General features: G+C 64.3%; 21 protein-coding genes and 1 pseudogene. 13 read left to right on the forward strand and 9 right to left on the reverse strand.

What is annotated here, in order from left to right:
- Window positions 1-181: 181 nt before the first annotated feature.
- The 5 genes from AC1Z32_RS34770 (at window position 182) to AC1Z32_RS34790 (ending at window position 2,040) form a co-directional block, all read left to right on the forward strand.
- Entirely contained in the window at window positions 182-766 is a 585-nt protein-coding gene (locus AC1Z32_RS34770; RefSeq protein ID WP_483483405.1) for a glutathione binding-like protein, read from the forward strand.
- A 75-nt stretch (window positions 767-841) separates the two neighbouring features.
- Window positions 842-1,078 carry a hypothetical protein gene (locus AC1Z32_RS34775; RefSeq protein ID WP_483483406.1) on the forward strand — a complete coding sequence of 79 codons (237 nt, stop codon included), beginning with the start codon at window positions 842-844 and terminating at the stop codon, window positions 1,076-1,078.
- A 216-nt stretch (window positions 1,079-1,294) separates the two neighbouring features.
- Window positions 1,295-1,513: a hypothetical protein gene (locus tag AC1Z32_RS34780; RefSeq protein ID WP_483483407.1), complete on the forward strand. Its 219-nt coding sequence runs from the start codon at window positions 1,295-1,297 to the stop codon at window positions 1,511-1,513.
- Window positions 1,510-1,788: a hypothetical protein gene (locus AC1Z32_RS34785; RefSeq protein ID WP_483483408.1), complete on the forward strand. Its 279-nt coding sequence runs from the start codon at window positions 1,510-1,512 to the stop codon at window positions 1,786-1,788. The genes AC1Z32_RS34780 and AC1Z32_RS34785 overlap by 4 nt, the downstream gene beginning before the upstream one ends.
- 33 nt (window positions 1,789-1,821) lie before the next feature.
- Entirely contained in the window at window positions 1,822-2,040 is a 219-nt protein-coding gene (locus AC1Z32_RS34790; RefSeq protein ID WP_483483409.1) for a hypothetical protein, read from the forward strand.
- 12 nt (window positions 2,041-2,052) lie between these two features.
- Here the strand turns inward: AC1Z32_RS34790 and AC1Z32_RS34795 are convergent, their stop codons facing one another.
- The 3 genes from AC1Z32_RS34795 to AC1Z32_RS34805 are packed head-to-tail and all read right to left on the reverse strand — an operon-like array spanning window position 2,053 to window position 5,538.
- Window positions 2,053-2,229, reverse strand: a complete 177-nt coding sequence (locus AC1Z32_RS34795) for a hypothetical protein (protein WP_483483410.1) — start codon at window positions 2,227-2,229, stop codon at window positions 2,053-2,055.
- Between the two features lie 60 nt (window positions 2,230-2,289).
- Entirely contained in the window at window positions 2,290-3,561 is a 1,272-nt protein-coding gene (locus AC1Z32_RS34800; RefSeq protein ID WP_483483411.1) for an MFS transporter, read from the reverse strand.
- 9 nt (window positions 3,562-3,570) lie between these two features.
- Window positions 3,571-5,538: a potassium transporter Kup gene (locus AC1Z32_RS34805; RefSeq protein ID WP_483483412.1), complete on the reverse strand. Its 1,968-nt coding sequence runs from the start codon at window positions 5,536-5,538 to the stop codon at window positions 3,571-3,573.
- A gap of 129 nt (window positions 5,539-5,667) precedes the next feature.
- On the opposite strand from AC1Z32_RS34805, the gene AC1Z32_RS34810 reads away from it, so the two are divergent.
- Both AC1Z32_RS34810 and AC1Z32_RS34815 read left to right on the forward strand, forming a co-directional pair.
- A complete protein-coding gene (locus AC1Z32_RS34810; RefSeq protein WP_483483413.1) occupies window positions 5,668-7,662 on the forward strand; it encodes a protein-L-isoaspartate(D-aspartate) O-methyltransferase in 1,995 nt (664 codons plus the stop codon).
- Window positions 7,663-7,975: 313 nt separating this feature from the next.
- Entirely contained in the window at window positions 7,976-8,407 is a 432-nt protein-coding gene (locus AC1Z32_RS34815) for an RcnB family protein (RefSeq protein WP_483483414.1), read from the forward strand.
- Window positions 8,408-8,881: 474 nt separating this feature from the next.
- On the opposite strand, the gene AC1Z32_RS34820 is transcribed toward AC1Z32_RS34815, so the two are convergent.
- On the reverse strand, window positions 8,882-9,577 hold the full coding sequence (locus tag AC1Z32_RS34820; RefSeq protein ID WP_483483415.1) for an MgtC/SapB family protein: 696 nt from the start codon (window positions 9,575-9,577) through the stop codon (window positions 8,882-8,884).
- Between the two features lie 277 nt (window positions 9,578-9,854).
- Here AC1Z32_RS34820 and AC1Z32_RS34825 point away from each other — a divergent pair, with 277 nt between their 5' ends.
- From AC1Z32_RS34825 to AC1Z32_RS34835, 3 genes and pseudogenes are all read left to right on the forward strand, one after another.
- On the forward strand, window positions 9,855-11,651 hold the full coding sequence (locus tag AC1Z32_RS34825; protein ID WP_483483416.1) for a thiamine pyrophosphate-requiring protein: 1,797 nt from the start codon (window positions 9,855-9,857) through the stop codon (window positions 11,649-11,651).
- Window positions 11,652-11,705: 54 nt separating this feature from the next.
- A pseudogene (locus tag AC1Z32_RS34830) lies at window positions 11,706-11,888 on the forward strand (enolase C-terminal domain-like protein); the annotation flags it as partial.
- Window positions 11,889-12,053: 165 nt separating this feature from the next.
- A complete protein-coding gene (locus AC1Z32_RS34835; RefSeq protein ID WP_483483417.1) occupies window positions 12,054-12,254 on the forward strand; it encodes a glycoside hydrolase family 15 protein in 201 nt (66 codons plus the stop codon).
- On the opposite strand, the gene AC1Z32_RS34840 is transcribed toward AC1Z32_RS34835, so the two are convergent.
- The 4 genes from AC1Z32_RS34840 to AC1Z32_RS34855 are packed head-to-tail and all read right to left on the reverse strand — an operon-like array spanning window position 12,242 to window position 16,587.
- Window positions 12,242-13,633 carry a hypothetical protein gene (locus AC1Z32_RS34840; RefSeq protein WP_483483418.1) on the reverse strand — a complete coding sequence of 464 codons (1,392 nt, stop codon included), beginning with the start codon at window positions 13,631-13,633 and terminating at the stop codon, window positions 12,242-12,244. The genes AC1Z32_RS34835 and AC1Z32_RS34840 overlap by 13 nt on opposite strands.
- Window positions 13,630-14,526 carry an alpha/beta fold hydrolase gene (locus tag AC1Z32_RS34845; RefSeq protein ID WP_483483419.1) on the reverse strand — a complete coding sequence of 299 codons (897 nt, stop codon included), beginning with the start codon at window positions 14,524-14,526 and terminating at the stop codon, window positions 13,630-13,632. The genes AC1Z32_RS34840 and AC1Z32_RS34845 overlap by 4 nt, the downstream gene beginning before the upstream one ends.
- Window positions 14,523-15,731: a zinc-dependent alcohol dehydrogenase gene (locus AC1Z32_RS34850; RefSeq protein ID WP_483483420.1), complete on the reverse strand. Its 1,209-nt coding sequence runs from the start codon at window positions 15,729-15,731 to the stop codon at window positions 14,523-14,525. The genes AC1Z32_RS34845 and AC1Z32_RS34850 overlap by 4 nt, the downstream gene beginning before the upstream one ends.
- 13 nt (window positions 15,732-15,744) lie before the next feature.
- Window positions 15,745-16,587, reverse strand: a complete 843-nt coding sequence (locus tag AC1Z32_RS34855; protein WP_483483421.1) for a SulP family inorganic anion transporter — start codon at window positions 16,585-16,587, stop codon at window positions 15,745-15,747.
- A gap of 154 nt (window positions 16,588-16,741) precedes the next feature.
- Between AC1Z32_RS34855 and AC1Z32_RS34860 the strand changes: the two genes are divergently transcribed.
- Entirely contained in the window at window positions 16,742-17,335 is a 594-nt protein-coding gene (locus AC1Z32_RS34860; protein ID WP_483483422.1) for a ParB-like protein, read from the forward strand.
- Here AC1Z32_RS34860 and AC1Z32_RS34865 read toward each other — a convergent pair.
- Complete coding sequence (locus AC1Z32_RS34865) at window positions 17,332-18,570, reverse strand: hypothetical protein (RefSeq protein WP_483483423.1); 1,239 nt, start codon at window positions 18,568-18,570, stop codon at window positions 17,332-17,334. The genes AC1Z32_RS34860 and AC1Z32_RS34865 overlap by 4 nt on opposite strands.
- A gap of 675 nt (window positions 18,571-19,245) precedes the next feature.
- Here AC1Z32_RS34865 and AC1Z32_RS34870 point away from each other — a divergent pair.
- Window positions 19,246-19,785, forward strand: coding sequence for a hypothetical protein (locus tag AC1Z32_RS34870; protein ID WP_483483424.1), 540 nt, complete (start codon window positions 19,246-19,248; stop codon window positions 19,783-19,785).
- A gap of 68 nt (window positions 19,786-19,853) precedes the next feature.
- Window positions 19,854-20,123, forward strand: a complete 270-nt coding sequence (locus AC1Z32_RS34875) for a hypothetical protein (protein ID WP_483483425.1) — start codon at window positions 19,854-19,856, stop codon at window positions 20,121-20,123.
- Window positions 20,124-20,360 lie beyond the last annotated feature (237 nt).

Here is a 20,360-nt window from a genome sequence, read left to right on the forward strand (position 1 = left end):
GGACAGTGCATCGACAAACGGCCGTATCTTACCTTTCGCCTCTTACCGCTGCGAAAACGGCGCATTCATGTCATCGGCACAGCCGCAGCCAAGCTTTAATCGCGCTTACATCGCGCGGCATAGGCCTTGCTCGCTCAACCACGTTCCCCAACTGCGAACACGGAAATAGGAGCCGCGCATCATGAAACTTTATTACTCGCCCGGCGCGTGTAGCCTCGCCGATCACATCGCTATGCATGAAGCAGGCCTGACGTTCGATCGCGTGAAGGTCGACCTCAAGACCAAGCGCACGGAAGACGGCAAACCGTTCGACGAGATCAATCCGAAGAGCTATGTGCCCGTCCTCGAGTTCGACGACGGCAAGCGCCTCACCGAGAACATCGCAATTCTCTGGTGGGTCGCGCAAAAGGCGCCCGCGCTCGCGCCCTCCGGCGACGACGGCAGCCTGCGCCTGCTCGAAACGCTCGCGTTCATTTCGACCGAGATCCACAAGCAGTTCGGCCGCGTTTTCCGGGCGACCTCGGATGCGGAAGCATCGGCCGCGCGCGAGAAGATCGGCCAGCGCTTCGCACTCGCCGCCAAGATGCTGCGCGGCGATTATCTTTTCGGCGACAAGGTGAGCGTCGCGGATGCGTATCTTTTCACGATGCTGACATGGGCACAGAAAACCGGCATCGATACGCCCGCGGAGCTGCAGGCGTTTTACAAGCGCATGCGCGAGCGGCCCGCCGTCAAGCTCGCGTTCGAGCACGAAGGGCTGGAATGACGCATCCCGCCTGACAGAACCGCGGAACGCCGCTTGCTCACCCGCATGAAAGGAAGCACGCTTTCCGGGTGATTCATGCATCGTGCGACTACGCGCGGCCGCGCATCTCTCGTCGCGGCCGCCATCCTGCTCGGCGTGCTTTATGCGGGCAGCACGCTCGTCACGCCGCTTTATCCGCTCTATCAACGCGAGTTCGGCCTCTCCGACCTGACGATCACGCTCCAGTGCGCGACCTACGTGATCGGCAACGTCGCCGCGCTGCTCGCGTTCGGGCGCATCTGCGATCAGGCGGCCGCCGCTTCGTCAGCCTGATCGTGCTTGCCGTGGCGGTGACGGGCACGCTGCTCTTTCTGCTCGCCGTGCATCCGGCCCTGCTCTGAACGGCTCGACGAGCCCGTCGACAGGCAACGGCGGCGCGCAAGGGTGGTAAGCGCGTTCGCCCTTCGACGCGAACGGGCCCGCCGCTTGCTCCGATCGACACGACGGCGTGCGCCCCCGCGCGCCGCTTCACGCATTCCGGAGGCCACCATGCAGCCAGACAAGCCCGTGCCGCACGCCACCGCCGACGACATGGACGAACCCGTGGACGAACCCGTGGGCCGCGGCGATGCCCAGCCGGCGTCGCCGCAGGACACGAAGCAGCGTCAACTCGACGAGCGCGAAAAGCGCACGCACGAGGCATCGGAAAACGAACTGCCGTCGACGCAGGAAAAGAACCGCGTGCCGCCCGAATCCACCCAACCGTGATTCCATGGCAGGCCTTCGTCGCGGCCGCGCTGATGGGCGTGATCGTCTGCTATACGCACTATGAGATCCCGAGCTTCACGAGCGGATCGGCGAAACGCCGCACGGCGCATGTCGTGCTGATCGTCGTGGCGCTCGCGTTCGGCGCGATGGGCGCCTACACGCTCGACCTGCCGATTCCCCGCTGGCTCGTGTTCGTGCTCGGCTTCGGCACGGTGCATGTGCCCGCCGCCGCGATTCTTGCGCTCAAGCGGTTGCGCGGCGCGGGCATGTCCTGAGCACGGCGCCTTTCATCAACGAGAGAATCCATCATGTCTACCGAGACCTACGTCCGCAACGGGCACCACGTCGAAATCACCGTCGATAGCGATCCGACCGGACAGTGCACCTGGTCCTACACCATCGACGCGGACGGCTTCACGGAAATGCGCGACCGGCCGCTCGACAGCTTCGAAGCGGCGATGGGAGGCGCGAAGACGCACGCGAACGCGAAGGCGGATGCGCTTCCCGCCGGAAACGCCGCGCAATGAGCGCCCGGCGGCTCATTGCACGTGCTCCGGCGGCGTCCGGCTCGGCGGATCGCCGATGGGGCGCGGCGTGCCATCGGGCGGCACGGGAGCGGGATCGCCGTCCGGCGGCACAGACGGTTCCGGGTCCACGTCGGGCGTCGGAATATGCATGCGTCGGCGTGCATCGAAAGGGCAGTGCGAAAGATTCATCCTCATCTCCGGTCTCGGTCGTACGGTGACGAGCCCGCATTCCGTGTGCCGCGCGCGCGGTCACGGCAACAGCGCCGATGAATCCACGTCCGCGAGCTTGCCGAGTTCGTCGCGCCGCGAGTCGCACGCACGCCGAACCTGCCGTCCATAACCGACCCATATCGCCAGCGACACGATCGACAGGCTCCCGAGCGCCATGAATGCGACCGGATAACCATAGAGATGCGCGAGCCATCCGCCCAGCATCGGACTGAAGCACGCGCCCGCCGCCTGCACGCCCTGCACGGCGCCCTGCCCGAGATTCACGCGTCCGCTTCCGTGCAGCAGATGCACGACGAGCGCCGGCACCGCGACGCTCTGCAAGCCCGCGCCGATGCCGTCGAAGATCTGCACCGGCACGATGCCCCATGACGGCGCGATCCATGCGGCCGTCACCGCGCGCAGCGGCAATGTTGCAAGCGTGATGAAGATGATCCACCAGAAGCCCCATCGGCGGATCGCGCGGCTCGCGTACGCGGCCACGATCAGCATGATCACCTGCGAGATGACGATATTGGCCGCCGTCACATGACTGGGATCGGCGGTGTGCGTCGACGCCACCGCGAGACTATAGAGCGGCAGCATCGCCGAATTGCCGAGATTGAACGCGGCGAGCGCGCCGGCAAGCACGAGGAGGGGACGGCTGCGCAGGAGCACCCGCATGGCGTCGGCGTGGATGTCGGAGGGATCGTCGTTATCTTCCTTCGCGATGCCGCGCGCGAAATGCCGATGCACCGAGCGCGGCGGAATCCACAGCGCCGCGAGTATGCAGCCCGCGCCGAACGCCGCGCTCAACGCGAAGATATAGGGAATGCCGAGCCACGCGCCGAGCCAGCCCGACAGCAAGGCCGCCGCGATATTGCCCGCGTGATTCGCGACCTGATTGCGTCCGTACTGCCGGTCGAAGTTCTGCCGCCCGACAATGCCGAGCGTGAGACCCGCGAGCGCCGGGCCCATCGTCGCGCCTGCCGTTGCCGTGGCGATCTGCGAAAGCGTGACCGGCCACAAGCCTTGCCATAGCCAGATGATGATCGCCGCGACGATGCTCAACGCGCTCGCGATCGCGACGACGGCGCGCCGGTGCGGTGTCGCATCGACGAGCGCGCCCGCGGGCGTCGTGACGAGCATGCCGACGATCCCGCCGATGGTCAGCACGGTGCCGATGCGATCCGGCGTCCAGCCGTGCGACTGAAGATAGATGCCGAGAAACGGACCGACGCCCGCCTGAACGTCCGCTGCGAAGAAGCTCACGGCGAGCAGCGGACGGGTCGCCTTGACGTTGTGTATTTGCATAGGAATGGGTTAAAGCACGACCTGCACGCCGAGCTCGACGACATCTTCGCTTCGAAGTCCGTAATATTCCGCGCTCGACGCAGAATGAAACGACATCTCGCCGAAGAGACGCTCGCGCCAGCGCGGCATCTGTCCGTGCGAGCAGCCGGGCGCTGCCTCGTCGCGGGGCAGAAAGAAAGTCGTGTGCTTCGGGTCGAAGCGCCAGTCGCCGAGCTGGCCGTCGAGCGACGCGAGCAGGCGCGGCAGATTCGGCCGCTCGACGAAGCCATGACGCGAAATCACCTCATAGCAGCCAGCGCCCAGATCGCGCACGTCGATGCGCATGTGCTCGTCCACGCGCGGCGCCGATTCCGAGCGGTTCGCGAAGATCACGGTGGTATGGTGAAGCACGCGGTTATGGCGCACGTTGCTCGCGAGGGCGGAAGGCGTCGCGCCCGGCGTGCCGCCCGGATAAACCGCCGTGCCCGGCACGCGCGCGGGCGGCTCGGCGCTTCGCAGCACATCGCGCAGGAAACCGGCGAGCGGCTCGGCGCGCGATGCGTGCAGTTCGGCGAGTTCGAGCCCGCGATGCCATGTCGCCATCAGCACGAACAGCACGACGCCGATCGCCACCGGGAACCAGCCGCCCTGCGGAATCTTGTGGACGTTCGCCGCGACCAGCAGCGCATCGATCGCGATGAGGGGCACGCTGAGCGCCACGACCGCGAACCACGGCCAGCGCCAGATGTTGCGCGTGACGCTCACCATCTGCACGGTCGTGATCAGCATCGTCAGACCAACCGCGATGCCGTACGCCGAGGTCAGCCGGTCCGAGCTGCGAAACGCGAGCACCAGAAACATCACGGCGGCGAACAGCACCATGTTCACGGCGGGCACATACACCTGCCCGCGCTGCGACGCCGACGTTTCGATCACGCGCAGACGCGGCAGAAAGCCGAGCTCGATGGCCTGGCTCGTCATCGAAAAAGCCCCTGAAATCACGGCCTGAGATGCGATCACGGTCGCGAGCAACGCGATCAGCACGGTCGGGATCAGCGCCCACGATGGCGCGGCGAAGAAGAACGGCTGCTTCGCCGCGCCCGGCTGATGAAGTATCGTCGCGGCCTGCCCGAAATAGCCGACGATGATCGACGGAAACACCGCGACGAGCCACGCGAGCCGGATCGCGCGCCGCCCGAAGTGGCCGATGTCCGCATAGAGCGCTTCGGCCCCCGTCAACGCGAGAATCACGGCGCCGAGAATGGTGAACGCGAGCCCCGTGTGCGCGAGCACGAGCGACCCTGCATAAGCCGGGGAAAGCGCGTGCAGCACATCGGGATGCTGCGCGATTCTGTAGATGCCGACAGCGGCGAGATAGACGAACCACAGCAACATCACCGGCCCGAACGACCTGCCGACGACAGCCGTGCCGCGCCGCTGAAACAGAAAGAGCGCGATGAGGATCGCCACCGCGATCGGCACGATGAACGGCTCGAACTTCGCGCTCACCTGACTCAGTCCTTCGACGGCGGACAACACGGACACCGCGGGCGTGATCATCGAATCGCCGTAGAACATCGCCGCGCCGAAGAGCCCGGCCATCAACAGGAGATGCGGCACGCGCCGCCCTTGCTGCTCGTATCCCGAGCGCGCGAGCGCCGTCAGCGCGACGATACCGCCCTCGCCTTCGTTGTCCGCGCGCATCACGTAGCACACGTACTTGCCCATCACGACGATGACGACCGCCCACACGATCATCGACAGAATGCCCATCACGATGGCCGCATCGACTGCGCCCGCCTCGCTCACGCCTTGCCTGAGCGCGTAGATCGGGCTCGTGCCGATATCGCCGAACACGACACCGAGCGCGCCCAGCATGAGACCGGACAGCGCTTTCTCAGGCGCCGCCGCTGGCTCACGATCGCTGGCCGGCTGCGTGTCGTCGCGCGTGGGGCTCGGGGCGTGATGCCCGCGAGCATCGTTCGAAGTCGATGTCATCCGACGTTTGCGTCTCCTGATAGGCCGTGCCGAACGCCTAGCAAGGCGCATACCGCGTCGGCATGTGCGCCGTCGAATTGGGTCCGTCGCTTGCTGCTCGATGAAGCGTCCGGCCTTTGGAAATCGAACATGAATGACTTTGCACAAGCCCGCGAACGAATGGTCGAGCGGCAACTGAAGGGCCGCGGCATCGCGAACGCTCGTGTGCTCGAATGCATGGGCGCGATTGCGCGCGAGGCCTTCGTCGCGCCCGCGCTCGCCGAGTTCGCGTATGAAGACAGCCCGTTGCCGATCGCCGCGAACCAGACCATTTCGCAGCCTTACATCGTCGCGCTGATGCTCGAAGCCGCCGGCCTCCAACCGGATGATCACGTGCTCGATATCGGCACGGGTTCAGGCTATGCGGCGGCGATTGCGGCATGCATCGCGGCGCGTGTCGATTCGGTCGAGCGTCATCGCGAACTCGCCGACGATGCCGCCGCGTTGCTCGGCAGGCTCGGCCTCACCAACGTCATCGTGCATCACGCCGATGGGACGCTGGGACTGCCGGAGCATGCGCCCTTCGATGCGATCATCGCCGCAGCCGGCGGCCCCGATGTGCCCGCTGCATGGCGTGCTCAACTGAAGATCGGCGGGCGGCTCATCATGCCGGTGGGGGATGCGCGCGAGTCTCAGCATCTGATGAAGTTCACGCGCACGGGCGAGCACGAGTTTCGCGAGGAAGATCTCGGCGGCGTGATGTTCGTGCCGTTGATCGGCGCGGCAGGCTGGAGCGAAGAGCCTGCGATAGAGGCGGATCGGCCCGGGGCTGCCAAGCCGGTCCCGCGCTCGTTGCCCGAGCTGATCCGCGCATCGGCCGTGCGATTGCCCGCGCCCGATGCGCCCGATTTCGCACAGGCGTTCGATCGCTTCGCCGACAAGCGCGTCGTGCTGCTCGGCGAAGCGAGCCACGGCACGGCCGAGTTCTACGAGGCGCGTGCGGCGATCTCGCGGCGTCTCATCGAGCAGCACGGCTTTCGCTTCGTCGCGGTCGAGGCCGACTGGCCCGATGCCGCCATCATCGACGAACATGTGCGCGCACGTCCACGCTCACGGCCCGAAGCACGTCCGTTCAAACGCTTTCCGACATGGATGTGGCGCAATGCGGAGTTCGCCGCGTTCATCGCATGGCTGCGTCAGCACAATGCCGCGCTGCCCGATGAACGCCGCGCCGCGTTCTATGGGCTCGATCTGTACAGCCTCTCAGAGTCCATCGCCGCAGTGCTCGCGTATCTCGACGCGCACGATCCCGAAGCGGCGCGCATCGGGCGCGAACGCTATGGATGCCTCACGCCGTGGCAGAAGAACCCCGCCGTGTATGGCCGCGCCGCGTGGCAGGCGGGCTTCGGCAAATGCGAGCAGGCCGTCGTCGCGCAACTGCGCGATCTGCTGGAGAAGCGCCTCGCTTCGCCCGCGAGCGATCCGCGCCTGCTCGACGCGACGCATAACGCGCGCTTGATCGCCGCGGCGGAGCAATACTATCGCGCGATGTACAGCGGCTCGGCCGAAAGCTGGAATCTGCGCGATACGCATATGTTCGACACGCTCGAAAGCCTGCTCGATGCATCCGGCCCGGATGCGCGCGCGATCGTGTGGGCGCATAACTCGCATCTCGGCGATGCATCGGCGACGGAAATGGGCCGCATGCGCGACGAGCTCAACGTGGGCCAGCTATGCCGCGAACGCTTCGGCGACGAGGCCGCGTTGATCGGCTTCGGCACGCATACGGGCACGGTCGCGGCGGCATCTGACTGGGATGAGCCGATGCAGATCATGAAGGTGCGGCCATCGCGCGCGGATAGTTATGAGCATCAGTTTCATCTGGCCGGCGTGAGTCCGTGTCTCGCCGATCTTCGTGCAGGCATCGGCGACGGGCTTCGCTGTGCGTTGCGTGAAGAGCGGCTCGAACGCTTCATCGGCGTGATCTATCGGCCCGAGACCGAGCTTTACAGCCATTACGCGCAGGCGGAGCTACCCGCGCAATTCGATGCCTTCGTATGGTTCGATATGACGCGCGCGGTCAGCGCGATAACGGCATCTCAGGACACGCGCGAGACGCCGGAAACATTTCCGTTCGGCGTGTGAGGGACGAAGCCCAAGCGGAGTGCTCGCGTGATGATGGTGCCGACGGTTCCCTGAGCCGCGGCGATTCGAGCCGCGCATCGGGCTCGGCGTGTCCCTTGCGGACCTCGATCAAGTGCCTGCTTCCATCCTTCGACGCAGACATGGCGAATCCTGTCCTTACGCTTTTTCTTTCAACATCATTCGCTATGCCATTCGAGTTGTGCGCGTAATCAAAGGTAAGCGTTGCTTACACATGCTCACGCCATTTTTATTCCTCATTGCGTAAAGTCCCGGCATCGAAAGCATCCGTTCGCAACCATCGAGAGGAAAAACCATGAAGAAGAATCGAATCGTCGCCGCGCTTCTTTGCGCGAGCATGGGATTCACGGCCGCAGCGGCCTTCGCTCAACCTGTCCCGGGCGGACCGGATGCGTATCACGACATGCATCGCGCACCGGGCAATCCCGGCGCTCCCGGCCACGGCCCCGAGATGAACGGTCACAACGATCGCAACGATCGCAACGATCACGATCACAACGGGCCGCGTCCGCCCGAGCATGTGAACAACGAGCCGCGTCATCCCGAGTGGCGCAAGGGCGAACGCCTCTCGTCCGATTACCGGAATCGTCAATACGTGGTTGATGACTGGCACGGCCAGGGCCTGCGCCAGCCGCCGCGCGGTTATCAATGGGTAGGCGTCGGCGCCGACTATCTGCTGGTCGCCGTTGCCTCGGGGATCATCGCGCAGGTCGTGTTGTCGCAGTAACGTCCTCCCCTTCATACGCACACACCAAAAGAAAGCCCGCCATCGAGGCGGGCCAAATATGCGCTTTCTGAGAGGGGAACCAAGCGCACTATCGGTTGCGGAAAAGAAGTAGGTGTGTGTTTCACCCTGCCGCAATCAGTCAATCAAGGCTTTCTATGTATCAGTTCGGACGCTTCGCGCCGTTCCGGAAGCCTCGCCGGTGTCTCCGGCGTGGCGGCCTCCTGATCAAAAATGAAACCCATCGCGATATGCACGGTGTTCGTAGAGCCGCATGCGGGGCACGTGTCGTCTTCGAGTGCATCGTCCGAATAAATCAGCTTGTTGCAAGCCACACAGCGTATCAGCATCTCCACACCTGAGTTCGTTCGCGGGAAAATCCTCTTAATTTATATGTCAAAAAGAAGGCGCGTCCAGTGTCCATTGTCCTAGCCTTACGAACGTTGTACGGACTGCGTCGTTAAAAAAATCCAGCGCTTAACGCACAACGGACCATTCGGTCTCCATGGCCCCCGCGGCCAGCGCGGACTCGTTGAAGGGCGGCATCTGTTGCGAATCGGGCGGGCCGTGCCAGCGCACTTCGAAGCGCTCTTCCATGCAATCCGATCCCTTGGCGGATCCGCCCACGGCAGTGAGCCGGCATCCGCATGCTTGCATGGACTCGGCCAGCGTCTCACGCGAGAACGCGTCTTTTTCGTAGGTGATGCGAAGGTCCGCGTGATTCTCGCGAGGTATGCGGCTCTCCACCGCCTTGAGAAACCACAGCACGATGATGCCCAGCAAGAGCCCCGCCATGCCGAGCGCAAGCTGACCGCCGCCGAAACATAACCCGATGACCGTGACGAACCACAAGGTCGCGGCCGTCGTCACGCCCTTCACCAGACCGTCCTTGCGAAGGATCGCGCCCGCCCCGATGAAGCCCACGCCCGAGAGTATCCCGAGCGGCAGGCGCATCAGGTCCAGTTGAATGAACGAGTCGGATGTCTTGCCCGCTTGCCCGAGCAGCACATTGACCTGCAGCATCGCGAGACATGCCGCGAGACAGACAAGCAGTGTCGTGCGCAGCCCGGCCACCTTCCCCGACTCGCCCCGGTTCAGGCCGATGAGAACGCCCGCAAGGACCGCGAGTGAAAGCCTGATGCAAACATCAAGCCAATCGAGCGTGAGAGGCATGTGCGCCATTTCCATCCTTCCCAGAAGCATCCGATTGAAATTCCCGGCACGCGGGAACGCCGGTGCGCGGATCGTGGGACGCCGGACAATGCGGCGCCATGCACCCTCGGTCAATGCCTCCGCCTGCATAGATCTCGTTGAGCAAGTGTCGCGCCCGTCATGCCCGATGACCGGCATGTGCATTGCGCACAAAGGATAGACACCGAGCCGCCTTCGCCCGTCGTGCGCATGCCATCGCGGCCCTTCCTTTCGATCTTGTCATCCGGAGACATTCATCATGGCAACCACTGTCGGCGATTTCCTGATCGACCGCCTGCATGCCTGGGGCGTGCGCCGCATGTACGGCTATCCCGGCGATGGCATCAATGGCGTGTTCGGCGCGCTCAATCGCGCGAACGGAAAAATCGAGTTCATTCAGGCGCGTCACGAAGAGATGGCCGCTTTCATGGCCTCCGCGCATGCCAAGTTCACCGGAGAGCTGGGCGTGTGCATCGCGACATCGGGGCCGGGCGCGGCGCACCTCGTCACGGGTCTCTACGACGCGCGCCTCGACCATATGCCCGTGCTCGCGATCGTGGGCCAGCAGGCGCGCGCGGCACTGGGCGGCCACTATCAGCAGGAGGTCGATCTCGTGGCGATGTTCAAGGACGTCGCGGGCGCCTTCGTGCAGCAGGCGTGCGTGCCGGCGCAGATCCGTCATCTCGTGGACCGCGCGGTGCGCATCGCACTATCGGAGCGCAAGGTGACGGCGCTCGTGCTGCCCAACGATCTGCAGGACCTCGAATACGAGCCGCCGGGCCGCAAGCATGGCACGCTGCATTCCGGCGTGGGTTATCGCGCGCCGAAGACCGTGCCCTATGCGGATGACCTGCAACGCGCCGCCGATGTCCTCAACGCCGGCAAGAAGGTCGCGATACTCGTCGGCGCGGGCGCGTTGCAGGCGACCGATGAAGTCATCGCCGTCGCCGACAAGCTTGGTGCGGGCGTCGCGAAGGCGCTGCTCGGCAAGGCCGCGCTGCCCGATGACCTGCCCTACGTCACCGGCTCCATCGGGCTGCTCGGCACCGAGCCGAGCTACAAGCTCATGAACGAATGCGACACGCTCTTCATGATCGGCTCGGGCTTTCCTTACTCCGAGTTCCTGCCGAAGGAAGGCGCGGCGCGCGGCGTGCAGATCGACATCAAGGCGGACATGCTGTCCATCCGCTATCCGATGGAAGTGAATCTCGTCGGCGACAGCGCCGAGACCTTGCGCGCGCTGCTGCCGCTGCTTCAACCGAAGACGGACCGTGCATGGCGCGCGGACATCGAAGGCTGGCTCGCGGACTGGTGGAAGAAGCTCGAGAAGCGCGCGATCGAGCCCGCGAAAGGCGGCGTGAATCCGCAGCGCACTGTGTGGGAGCTGTCGCCGCGCGTGCCCGCGAACGCGATCGTCACGAGCGATTCGGGGTCGGTCGCGAACTGGTATGCGCGCGATCTCAAGATCAGGCGCGGCATGATATGCTCGCTCTCGGGCGGCCTCGCATCGATGGGCGCGGCGGTCCCCTATGCAATCGCCGCGAAGTTCACGCATCCCGGGCGGCCCGTGATCGCGCTCGTCGGCGATGGCGCGATGCAGATGAACAACATGGCCGAGCTCATCACGGTCGCGAAGTACTGGAAACAATGGTCCGATCCGCGCTGGATCTGCATGGTGCTCAACAACGAGGATCTGAATCAGGTCACGTGGGAGCAGCGCGTGATGGAAGGCGATCCGAAGTTCGAGGCATCGCAGGATATTCCGTCCGTGCCTTATCACAAGTTCGCGGAGCTGATCGGGCTAAAGGGCTTTTATGTCGACGATGCCGAGCGCATGGCCGCCGTGTGGGATGAAGCGCTCGCGGCGGATCGTCCCGTCGTGATCGAGGTGAAGGCCGATCCGAACGTGCCGCCGCTGCCGCCGCATATCACGATGCAGCAGGCGAAGGCATTCGCGACCACGCTCATGAAGGGCGATCCGAGCCAGGGCCATATGATCGTCGATACGGCGAAGCAGGTGCTCGGCGCGGTGCTTCCGGGTCACAAGGACAGGTAACACGCGAAAGAGCCGCCATGCAGCTGTCCAAACGCGAGGCGCCCATCGAAGCGATTCGACGACGCGACGCTCGCGCCGACGTTGATCGGCGAGGACGCATGGAACATCGATGCGCTCTGGCAGCGCATGCAACGACGCGTGCGCAACATCGGCCGCTCGCGCTTCGCGGCCACCGCGATCTCCGTGCTCGACTGCGCGTTGTGGGACGTGAAAGCGCGTCTCTTGCTGCCGCCGATGCGCGGTTTTCCGCCCGCCGACGACCCGCGTATCGCCGCAACGGTCGACGCGATCGAGCGGCATCTCATGTACGACTGTCTCGTGTTCCGCTGTATCGACGAGCACGGCGCTCGTCCCGAGGGCGCGTTCCTCGCGTGAAGCTCCTGGCTCGCGCAGGTGATGCAGATGCAGGGACGCGAACATGAAGCGCACGCGTTGTTCGAGCGTGTGTTGTCGATACGGAACGACGTTGGCCTGATTGCGGAAGAGTTCGACACGGATAGAAAGCGTCAATGCGGAAATTTTCCGCAAGTGCTTTCTCATGTCGCGCTGATCAACACGGCGTGCTTCTTCCACGATGCGGAGCATTCGCTTCACGCGTTGTGATCGTGCGCGGTGATGCCGTAGGCAGGACCATGCTTGCGCAGCGCATTCTCGAAGAAGGCGAGCGGCATCGGTGCAGGCACAGCATATTGCGGCCCCAGTTCAGCGAGCGCGCGATCGAAGCGCACGAACGTCGCGAAGTCGCGCGGATAGCGCCGCGCATCGACGCCGAGAAAACGCCCTTCGCGCTTCGCCTTCCCAAGCAGCGAGCGCCATTGCGCGATGCTCGTCAATCCGACGCCTTCGGTTCCATGCGAAAACAACATCATGTCGATATCGTCGAAGGACGCGCCGTCGAGAAAACGGCGCAGCGTCTCGGAAGAAGGCTCCGTGCAGAACACGAGCCAGAACGGAATCGCGCGCAGACGCAAGGTCGTGTACGGGTCCATCAACAGAAACGAATCGACGACGAGCCGCTTCGCCTCGATGCCCATGCCGCGATACCACTCGCGATACAAGTCCGCCGTCGCGAAGCTGAACGCTTCCGGCTCCTCGAAGCGCCATTCAAGGACACGCCAGTTCTTCTCCTTCGCCAGCGCGACGATCGATTCCGTGAGCGCCACGTCATAGCCCCATTCGGCTTCGGGCGCGCGTTCCGTCGGCGGGGGCGGGTCCCATTTCGTGCGCCGCACGCCATAACGCGCGAGATAGCGCGCGACACGCGCGCCGCCGTTGAAGTACTCGTCCTCGGTCGCGCCGCCTAATGCGCCGAACTGATAGAACGACCGGTCGCCGGTTCGCGTGACAGGCCAGTCGCGCGTGCATCGGCTGATATGAATCGTCGCGTCCGGCGCGAGATTGCGCAGCAGGAACTCGCGATAAGCAAGCGGCAATGCGCGCAGCTTGAGCCGGAAATAGCTCATCGCGGAGAGCATCAGCCGATCCTGATTCGGGTCCTGCATGTGATGCACGGCAATGCGCGGATCGGCACGTAGCAGTGCATCGGTCACGGGCAGGCCGTCATCGAAGCCCTTGTGCGCATCGTCGGGATCGCTGAAAGGCGCGCGCAACGGGCATAGAAAAGTCTGCGGCAGCCACGGCACGCGGAGCGCTGCCGCCACATGCATGAGCGCGCCGTTCGACGAGCCAATGAACGCGGCATCGTACGCGCGCTGCGGGTAGAGTCCCGCGATCCATTCACCGACACCTTCCACATCGAGCCGCCGCGCCTGCCGTGCCGTGATGCCCTCCGACATGCCGCCCACCGTGTACACCCATTCGCGGGCGCGCTTCGGCAGCAGGTTGATCGGCGGCATGAGGCTGTCGAGCAACGGCGACTGGCTCGGACTGCTGAAGCGCTCGCCATGCAGACACGCCGCGAGCGCCTGCGCCATGCCTGCGGCCGAATCGAAGCGGGCAATGCCGCGCGGGGGTCTCGTCATGTCGATGCGCCACTCTGGAGAAGAAACGGCCGGATCGCCAGCGCGAAGCTATGCGGATAGACATAGTTGAGCGTGTGCGTGCCGCCGTCGATCGTCAGCAGCGCGCCGTTCGGCACGCGCGCCGCCACTTCGCCCGCCCACGCGAGCGGCGCGACCGGATCGCGCGAGCCCGCGACGACGAGCGTCGGCGCCGCGATGCGCGACAGCTTGCGCTCGATGCGATCGCGCATGAGCTCGCGCATTGTCGCGAGGGCGCGCAAAATGCCCGCCTTCGCATAGTCGATGCGCCCGATCGATGCCGACGAGCGCGCCTGTTCGAGCCGTCCGTTGCGCCAGTCGCGATGCATCTGCGCAATCAGCGAGCGTGCATTGCGATCGACGGTCGGTCCTTGCAGCACGAGCCGGTCGACCGACTCGGGATAGCGCGCGGCGAAATCCGCAAGGATCTGACAGCCGAACGAATTGCCTATGAACATCGCCCGCTCGATGCCGCGCGCACCGAGCCACAGGCGCAATGCATCGGCAAGCTCGGGCACGGATAACGTGGACCCGCGCATCGCGCTTTCGCCGAAGCCGGGAAGGTCGGGGGCGTGCACGTCGAAATCGCCGCGCAATGCGAGCGCGAGTGGCTCCATATAGCGGCTCGAGATCACGAGGCCATGCACGAGCACGACAGGCAAGCGCTGCGCATGACCGCCCGCGCATGCCGCATGGCGCGAGAACATGCGGTACGGCCCGGCCTGCGTATGGCGCACCGTGATGCCTGCGCGGGCGCTGTCGTCGCTCAGCGCGGGCGTGCGCTTCAGGCGTGTCCATTCGATCGCCGCCCACGCCGCGAGCGCGCACGCGCCGACGCCCGCGGCGGCGCGCAAGTAAGGCCGCGCGGCCCTCACGCGGCGGGGTCCAGAGCGACCTTGATCCATCCCGGCTGCCTCTGATCGAATGCCTTGTACGCCTCGATCACGTGCATCATCGGCTCGCGGTTAGAAAGCACGCGCAGCGGATCGAACGATCCGTTGCTCACGCGCTCGATGAGAGCCGGCGTGACCGCGCGATGATTGCAGTTGCCCATCTTGACGGTGAGATTCTTGTTCATCGCCACCCCGAGTGGAAAGAACCGGTCATTCGGCGGATACACGCCGATCACGCCCAGCGTGCCCGCCTTCGCCAATGAGGCGATGCCCCAGTCGAGCGCTTGCGTGGGCGCGTCGCCGGGAATCCAGTTGCCGTTGCGCTCGTTGCGCTCCGACGTGACCGCGCGGCTCTCCTGCTCACCCTGTTTCGCGCTGTCCTGCGACGCGGCGGGACCACCCTGCGCGTGAACGGCATCGACGCCGACGGCATCGATGACGCGATCCACACCGATGCCGCCCGTTAGCGCGAGGATCGTCGCGACGGGATCTTCCTCGTCGAAGTTCACCGCCTCCGCGCCTTGCGCGCTCGCCATGCCGAGACGATCGGCCAGACGGTCGACGACGATCACGCGACCCGCGCCGAGCATGAACGCACTCGCGACCGCGAACTGGCCGACCGGTCCCGCGCCGAACACGGCCACCGTGTCGCCCTCGCGCACTTCAGCGAGCTGCGCGCCAAAAAAGCCTGTCGGGAAGATATCGGACATCAGGATCGCGCGTTCATCATCGACATTCTCGGGCAATTTGATGAGGCTCGCATTCGCGAGCGGCGTGCGCGCGTATTCGGCCTGCAGCCCGTTGACCGGCCCGGTAGATTGCGGCCCGCCGAAAAATGCGGTGCCCGCCGCCGCGCCGTTCGGATTCGCCGAATCGCATTGCGCCGTGTAGCCCTTGCGGCAATAAGAACAGCAGCCGCAGGAAATCGTCGAAGGAATCAGCACGCGATCGCCTGCCTTCAGGTTGCGCACGCCACGGCCCACCTGCTCGATCACGCCGACGCCTTCATGACCCAGGATCGTCCCCGGTACCATGCCGGGCAGCGTGCCGCGCACCATGTGCAGATCCGTGCCGCAGATCGCGCTCGCCGTCAGGCGCACGATTGCATCCTGATCGTGCTGGATGGAAGGGTCCGGCACGTTATCGAGCGAGATATCGCCTACCCCATGAAACACTACCGCTTTCATCGCACACTCCTTGTCAAGCCGAAGTCCTGTGCGTTTTCAGCAATGGCTGCGCCCGCTTCATTTGCGTGCCGCATCGTGCGAGCTGCCACCACTGGTCGAGCGGAATCAGCGGCCATTCGAATGCGGGCAGCCCGCGCGGCACCTTGCCCACCGTCGAGACGCCCGCGCGCTCGCCGAGGTCCATCACCTTCACGAGCGCCGTCGCGAAGCCGACCGCGATCAGCACGCCCGGCATCTTCGGCCAGATGCGCTCGAAGAGCAGGATCGACACGAGCGCACCAATGCCGATGGCGAGCGCCGTCATGTTCACTTTCGACGCGGCGAGGCCACCGATCAGATCATGCACCTGCGCGATAAACGACTCGCCCTTGCCCTTGAAGCCGAGCAGCTTGGGCATCTGCCCGACGATGATCGTGAGGACAATGCCGTTGAGAAAGCCGTAGCGCAGGGGCAGCGACAACAACTCGGTGACGAAGCCGAGCTTCAAGAACCCGACCACGAGACAGATGCCGCCCGCCAGCACCGCGAGCGCGCCCGCCGCGACGATTGCGCGATGCGGGTCGCCCTGACTCAGCGGCATGACACTCACCGCGATGAGCGCGAAGAGCGCGACGAGCGCAGAATCCGGCCCGACGATGAGAAAGCGGCTCGGTCCGAAGACCGCATAGGCAAGCATCGCGGCGAAGGCGGCGTACAAGCCGTTCACCGCCGGAAGTCCCGCCGCTTCCGCATAGGCCATGCCGGCCGGAACCAGCACCGCGCTGACCGACAGCCCTGCGATGAAATCGTGCGCGAGCCACGGCGCCTTGTACGCCCGCAGCACCGCAAGCCCGTTGATCCAGCGAAGCGGGTTCATTGCGCGTCTGCGTGCCGCGTGGCCGTATTGCCCTGATTTGATGTCCATCGTCGCGCCCTTGTTTCTTGCCGGAAGCAAGCGCGGTTCCAGACCGGGAACGCGGTTTGCCTGACGTTCGATGCACGCACGTCGGGGCTTTTGTGAGGGACGGGTCATGAACACGCTGCGCATCGACAGACTGCACCCGACGCAAATGACACACGGCGAGCGCCAGATTCAGCAGAAGGTCGCGGCCTATCGCGCATTGAGCGCGCACGATCTGGAGATGGCCATCGCGGAGAAGCCGATCGCTGTCGTGCTCGGGCCGGGCGGCGAGCCGTACGTGATCGACCATCATCATGTGGCATGCGCGTTGGCGCGCATCCATGTGAAGGAAGCGCCGTACGTGTTGCTCAGGGACTTGTCTTCGCTATCGCGAGCCGGGTTCTGGCTCACGCTTGAAAACAGCGCGTGGGTGTATCCCTATGACGCGGACGGCCGTCGTGTCGCGTTCAAGGATATGCCCGTGCACATGTGGGACGCGGTGAACGACGAATTCCGCAGCCTCGCGGCCTTCGTGCGCAACGCCGGCGGCTATGAAAAAACCGATGTCCCGCTCGCCGATTTCCGCTGGGCGGACTTCTTTCGCGCGAATCTGCCGCGACCGGACGACGACGCCCAATTCGACGCATTGGTCGAACGCGCGCTCGATCTCGCCCGCGGCGATGCGGCCGCGGGCCTGCCTGGTTTCATCGGCGAACAGCCTTAGCGCGGATTCGTCGCGACGAAGTTCCTGACCGCCGTGTAGACCGGCTTCTTCGTCTGACCGTCGCTCAGCATGATGCCGTAAGGACCTTGTCCGGTGGGCGGATCGTCGTAGAGTTCATAGACCTGAAGCGACTGGATGTTGTACTGCGGCGCGATGGCGAGCAGCGCGCCCATCATGTTGGTCGCCATGTATGTCGCGGCCTGATCCGGCGTGCCGGGGAAGTACGGGCGCATGCCCACTTCGTTGATCCAGATCGGCTTGCCGAAGGCCTGAAGCGTGCCGATCACGTTGTAGCAGCCCGTTCCCCCGCACGCGTTGCGGATATCGCCCTGCTCCGAGTACCAGTGCCACGCGGTGATGTCCCACGTGACGACCGGATGACCGTTCGTGCCGTCCGGCTGCGTGCCGTTCGCGAGCATCACATCGAAGCCGTAATGCATCCACGTATTGCCGCCGATGATGATCTTGCCCTGAGGATCGACCGACTTGATGCCCGCGATCAGCCCGCGAATGGCGCCGCGCGCGAGTTGGAAGCAGTCGTTCCTGAAGTCGGTGCTGCGCACGCCGTCCACCCAGCCTACGAGACATTGCGCAGCGAGTTCGTTGGTCACTTCGTACCAGGCATAGCGCTGCACGTTGACGATCTGTTGGGCCAGCGTGAAGCTCGCCTGATAGGCCGAGTTCTCGTCGGCGAAGTTGAGTTGCTGCAGGATCACCGGATAAACCGTCACACCGGACTGGGCCATCATTTGCGCGATTTGCTTGAGCTTTACCGCATCCGCCACGCTGCCCACATCGTTGCGATAGAGCTTGACGTTGAGATCCTTCAATTGCGCGAGCTGCTGTTGCGGGCTCGAGATCGTATATGGGCCGACCCAATTGACATGACCGTTCATGCCGTAAAAGAAACTGCCCGAAGGCGCGATCACCGGCATCTCGGCGCCCGTGGTAATCGTTCCGCTGGCGGGCGCCGGGCTCGACGCGGCCTGAGGCGCTGAAGCGCCGCCGCCCGGCGACGCCGTGGTGCCGGATGAAGTCCCCGCGCCCGATGGACTTGCAGAGCTCGTCTGCGAATCGCCTGTCGTGCCCGTGCCGGCGTCGCCACCACCGGCGCCGCACGCCGCGAGCACGACGGCAGCCGCGAGCGCCGGCAACCTCGAAGCCCATTTCGCCGATATGAAACGGAGAAGCGTGCAGTTTTGCGCAAGGGCATACATTGAAATGATTTCGGTCATGGCCCACCCGAAGATTGAATTCGATACCAGACGCTCGGTTCATTGCCGAAAGAGAAATGCTCGACTAATGCAACGCACGCTGTCGCGAAGAAAGCGGGCTTTCGATGCAGGAAATGAAGGAAGCGCCCAATGAGCCGATGCGCGTAGTACGCGATGGCCGCCGTGCAACGCTTGCCGAATACGCCAATCAACGACAGCGCCGCGTTCTGACGCGGCGCCCATGAGAAGGACCAAAGCGGGTAGAAGATATGGTCGTTCAGTTCGCAGTGCATGGCCACGAATACGTTAGTACATCATAACTTCTGCGCACGGTTATTCAAGCTTCATGGTCTTTCTGGCGAATAGAGTTATCGATCTTCGCCCGTCTATTCGACTGATGAAAATCGATATTCGTAATGGCAACCCGCCGTAAGGGGATCGTTGGAAACGTAATTTGTTGCGCCCGACGCGGGGCGCGTGATGGGGCCCTGAGGATCGCGTTACGCTGCGGCACGGCATTGCGCTGCCCGTGAACTGAACAAGCACGCGATCCTGCTCGATACCGTCTTCAGTTGCGGCGCTGCGCTCGCCGCATCGCGGGACGCCGTCGTCTGCACGGTTTTCGCGGGCGCGCCGACTGACGTGCTCGTCACAGATTGGGACGCGCGGTGCGGCTTCGCGAACGCGCACGAAGCAATGCCAGCGCGCCACGCCGAAGATGCCGCCGCGTTCGATGTGCTTAGCGTGCGTCCGGTCCATCTGGGCTTTCTCGATGCGCATTATGCGGGCGATGCGAGCGCGACATCGGACGACATTGCATCCGCGCTTCTCGACGTGATGCGCGCGACGGCCTGCCGCACGCTTTACATACCGTTAGGTCTTTTTCATTCCGATCATCAGCCTAGCCGCACGCGTCTTCGGTGTAGGAAATCAACTCGCGTTGTACCATGTGTTATCGGCATGCATTTTCGCGCGCCCGATACCCCGAGCCGAACGATGGCCACCGATTCCCAGGCACGCACGAAAGCTTTAGACGAGCTCGAAAGGCTGGACAGGCATATCGTTGACTGCGGTAAGCGAATCGCCGAGCAGAGAAGGCGCCTCGAATCGCTGAAGTACAGCGGCCGAGACACCGAAGACTCGGAAAACCTGCTGAGAAATCTCGTCAGCAGTCTCCGCGTGCTCAATCAGCTTCGCAAGATGGTCGTGAGCGAAGTTCACGGCACGGACCGCTGAGGCCACATCTTTTTTTCATTGCAATCCTAAGCGTCATTCAAGACAGCGACGGCAATGCCCTCGAGCACGTGCTCGAACGGACGGGCGGCGAAGGCGCGGATCGCGGCTGCGAATGCGTCGGCTATCAGTGCACCTGTCAGGGCCACGAAGTGCCGAACCTGACGATGAACAATCTCGTGCAGTCGGTGCGCGCGACGGGCGGCATCGGCGTGGCGGGCGTGTTCGTCGCGGAAGATCCCGGCTCGCCGGACGATCTCATAAGGAAGGGGCAACTCGCGTTCGACTTCGGCACGTTCTGGACGAAAGGCCAGCACATGGCGACGGGCCGCGAGGCATAGCGAATGCTGTAGGTAAAGCATGAAGCGCTCCGCGCAGATCCGCGCGGAGTCAACGGTTGGAGAGGGCGACGAAAGCCCACGACATCATGCAAACCGACGTATTGAAAATGGCCCGCAAATCCGGGATGACGATTCTGCTCGACGGCAGGATCGGACAGGAAGCGTACACGAGCGTCAGCGGCTCGGCGGACGCGTTGCAACAGTTTGCACACGACGTGCGCGCCTCGCTGATGAAGC

Source organism: Caballeronia sp. 11_S32 (genome assembly GCF_056930355.1).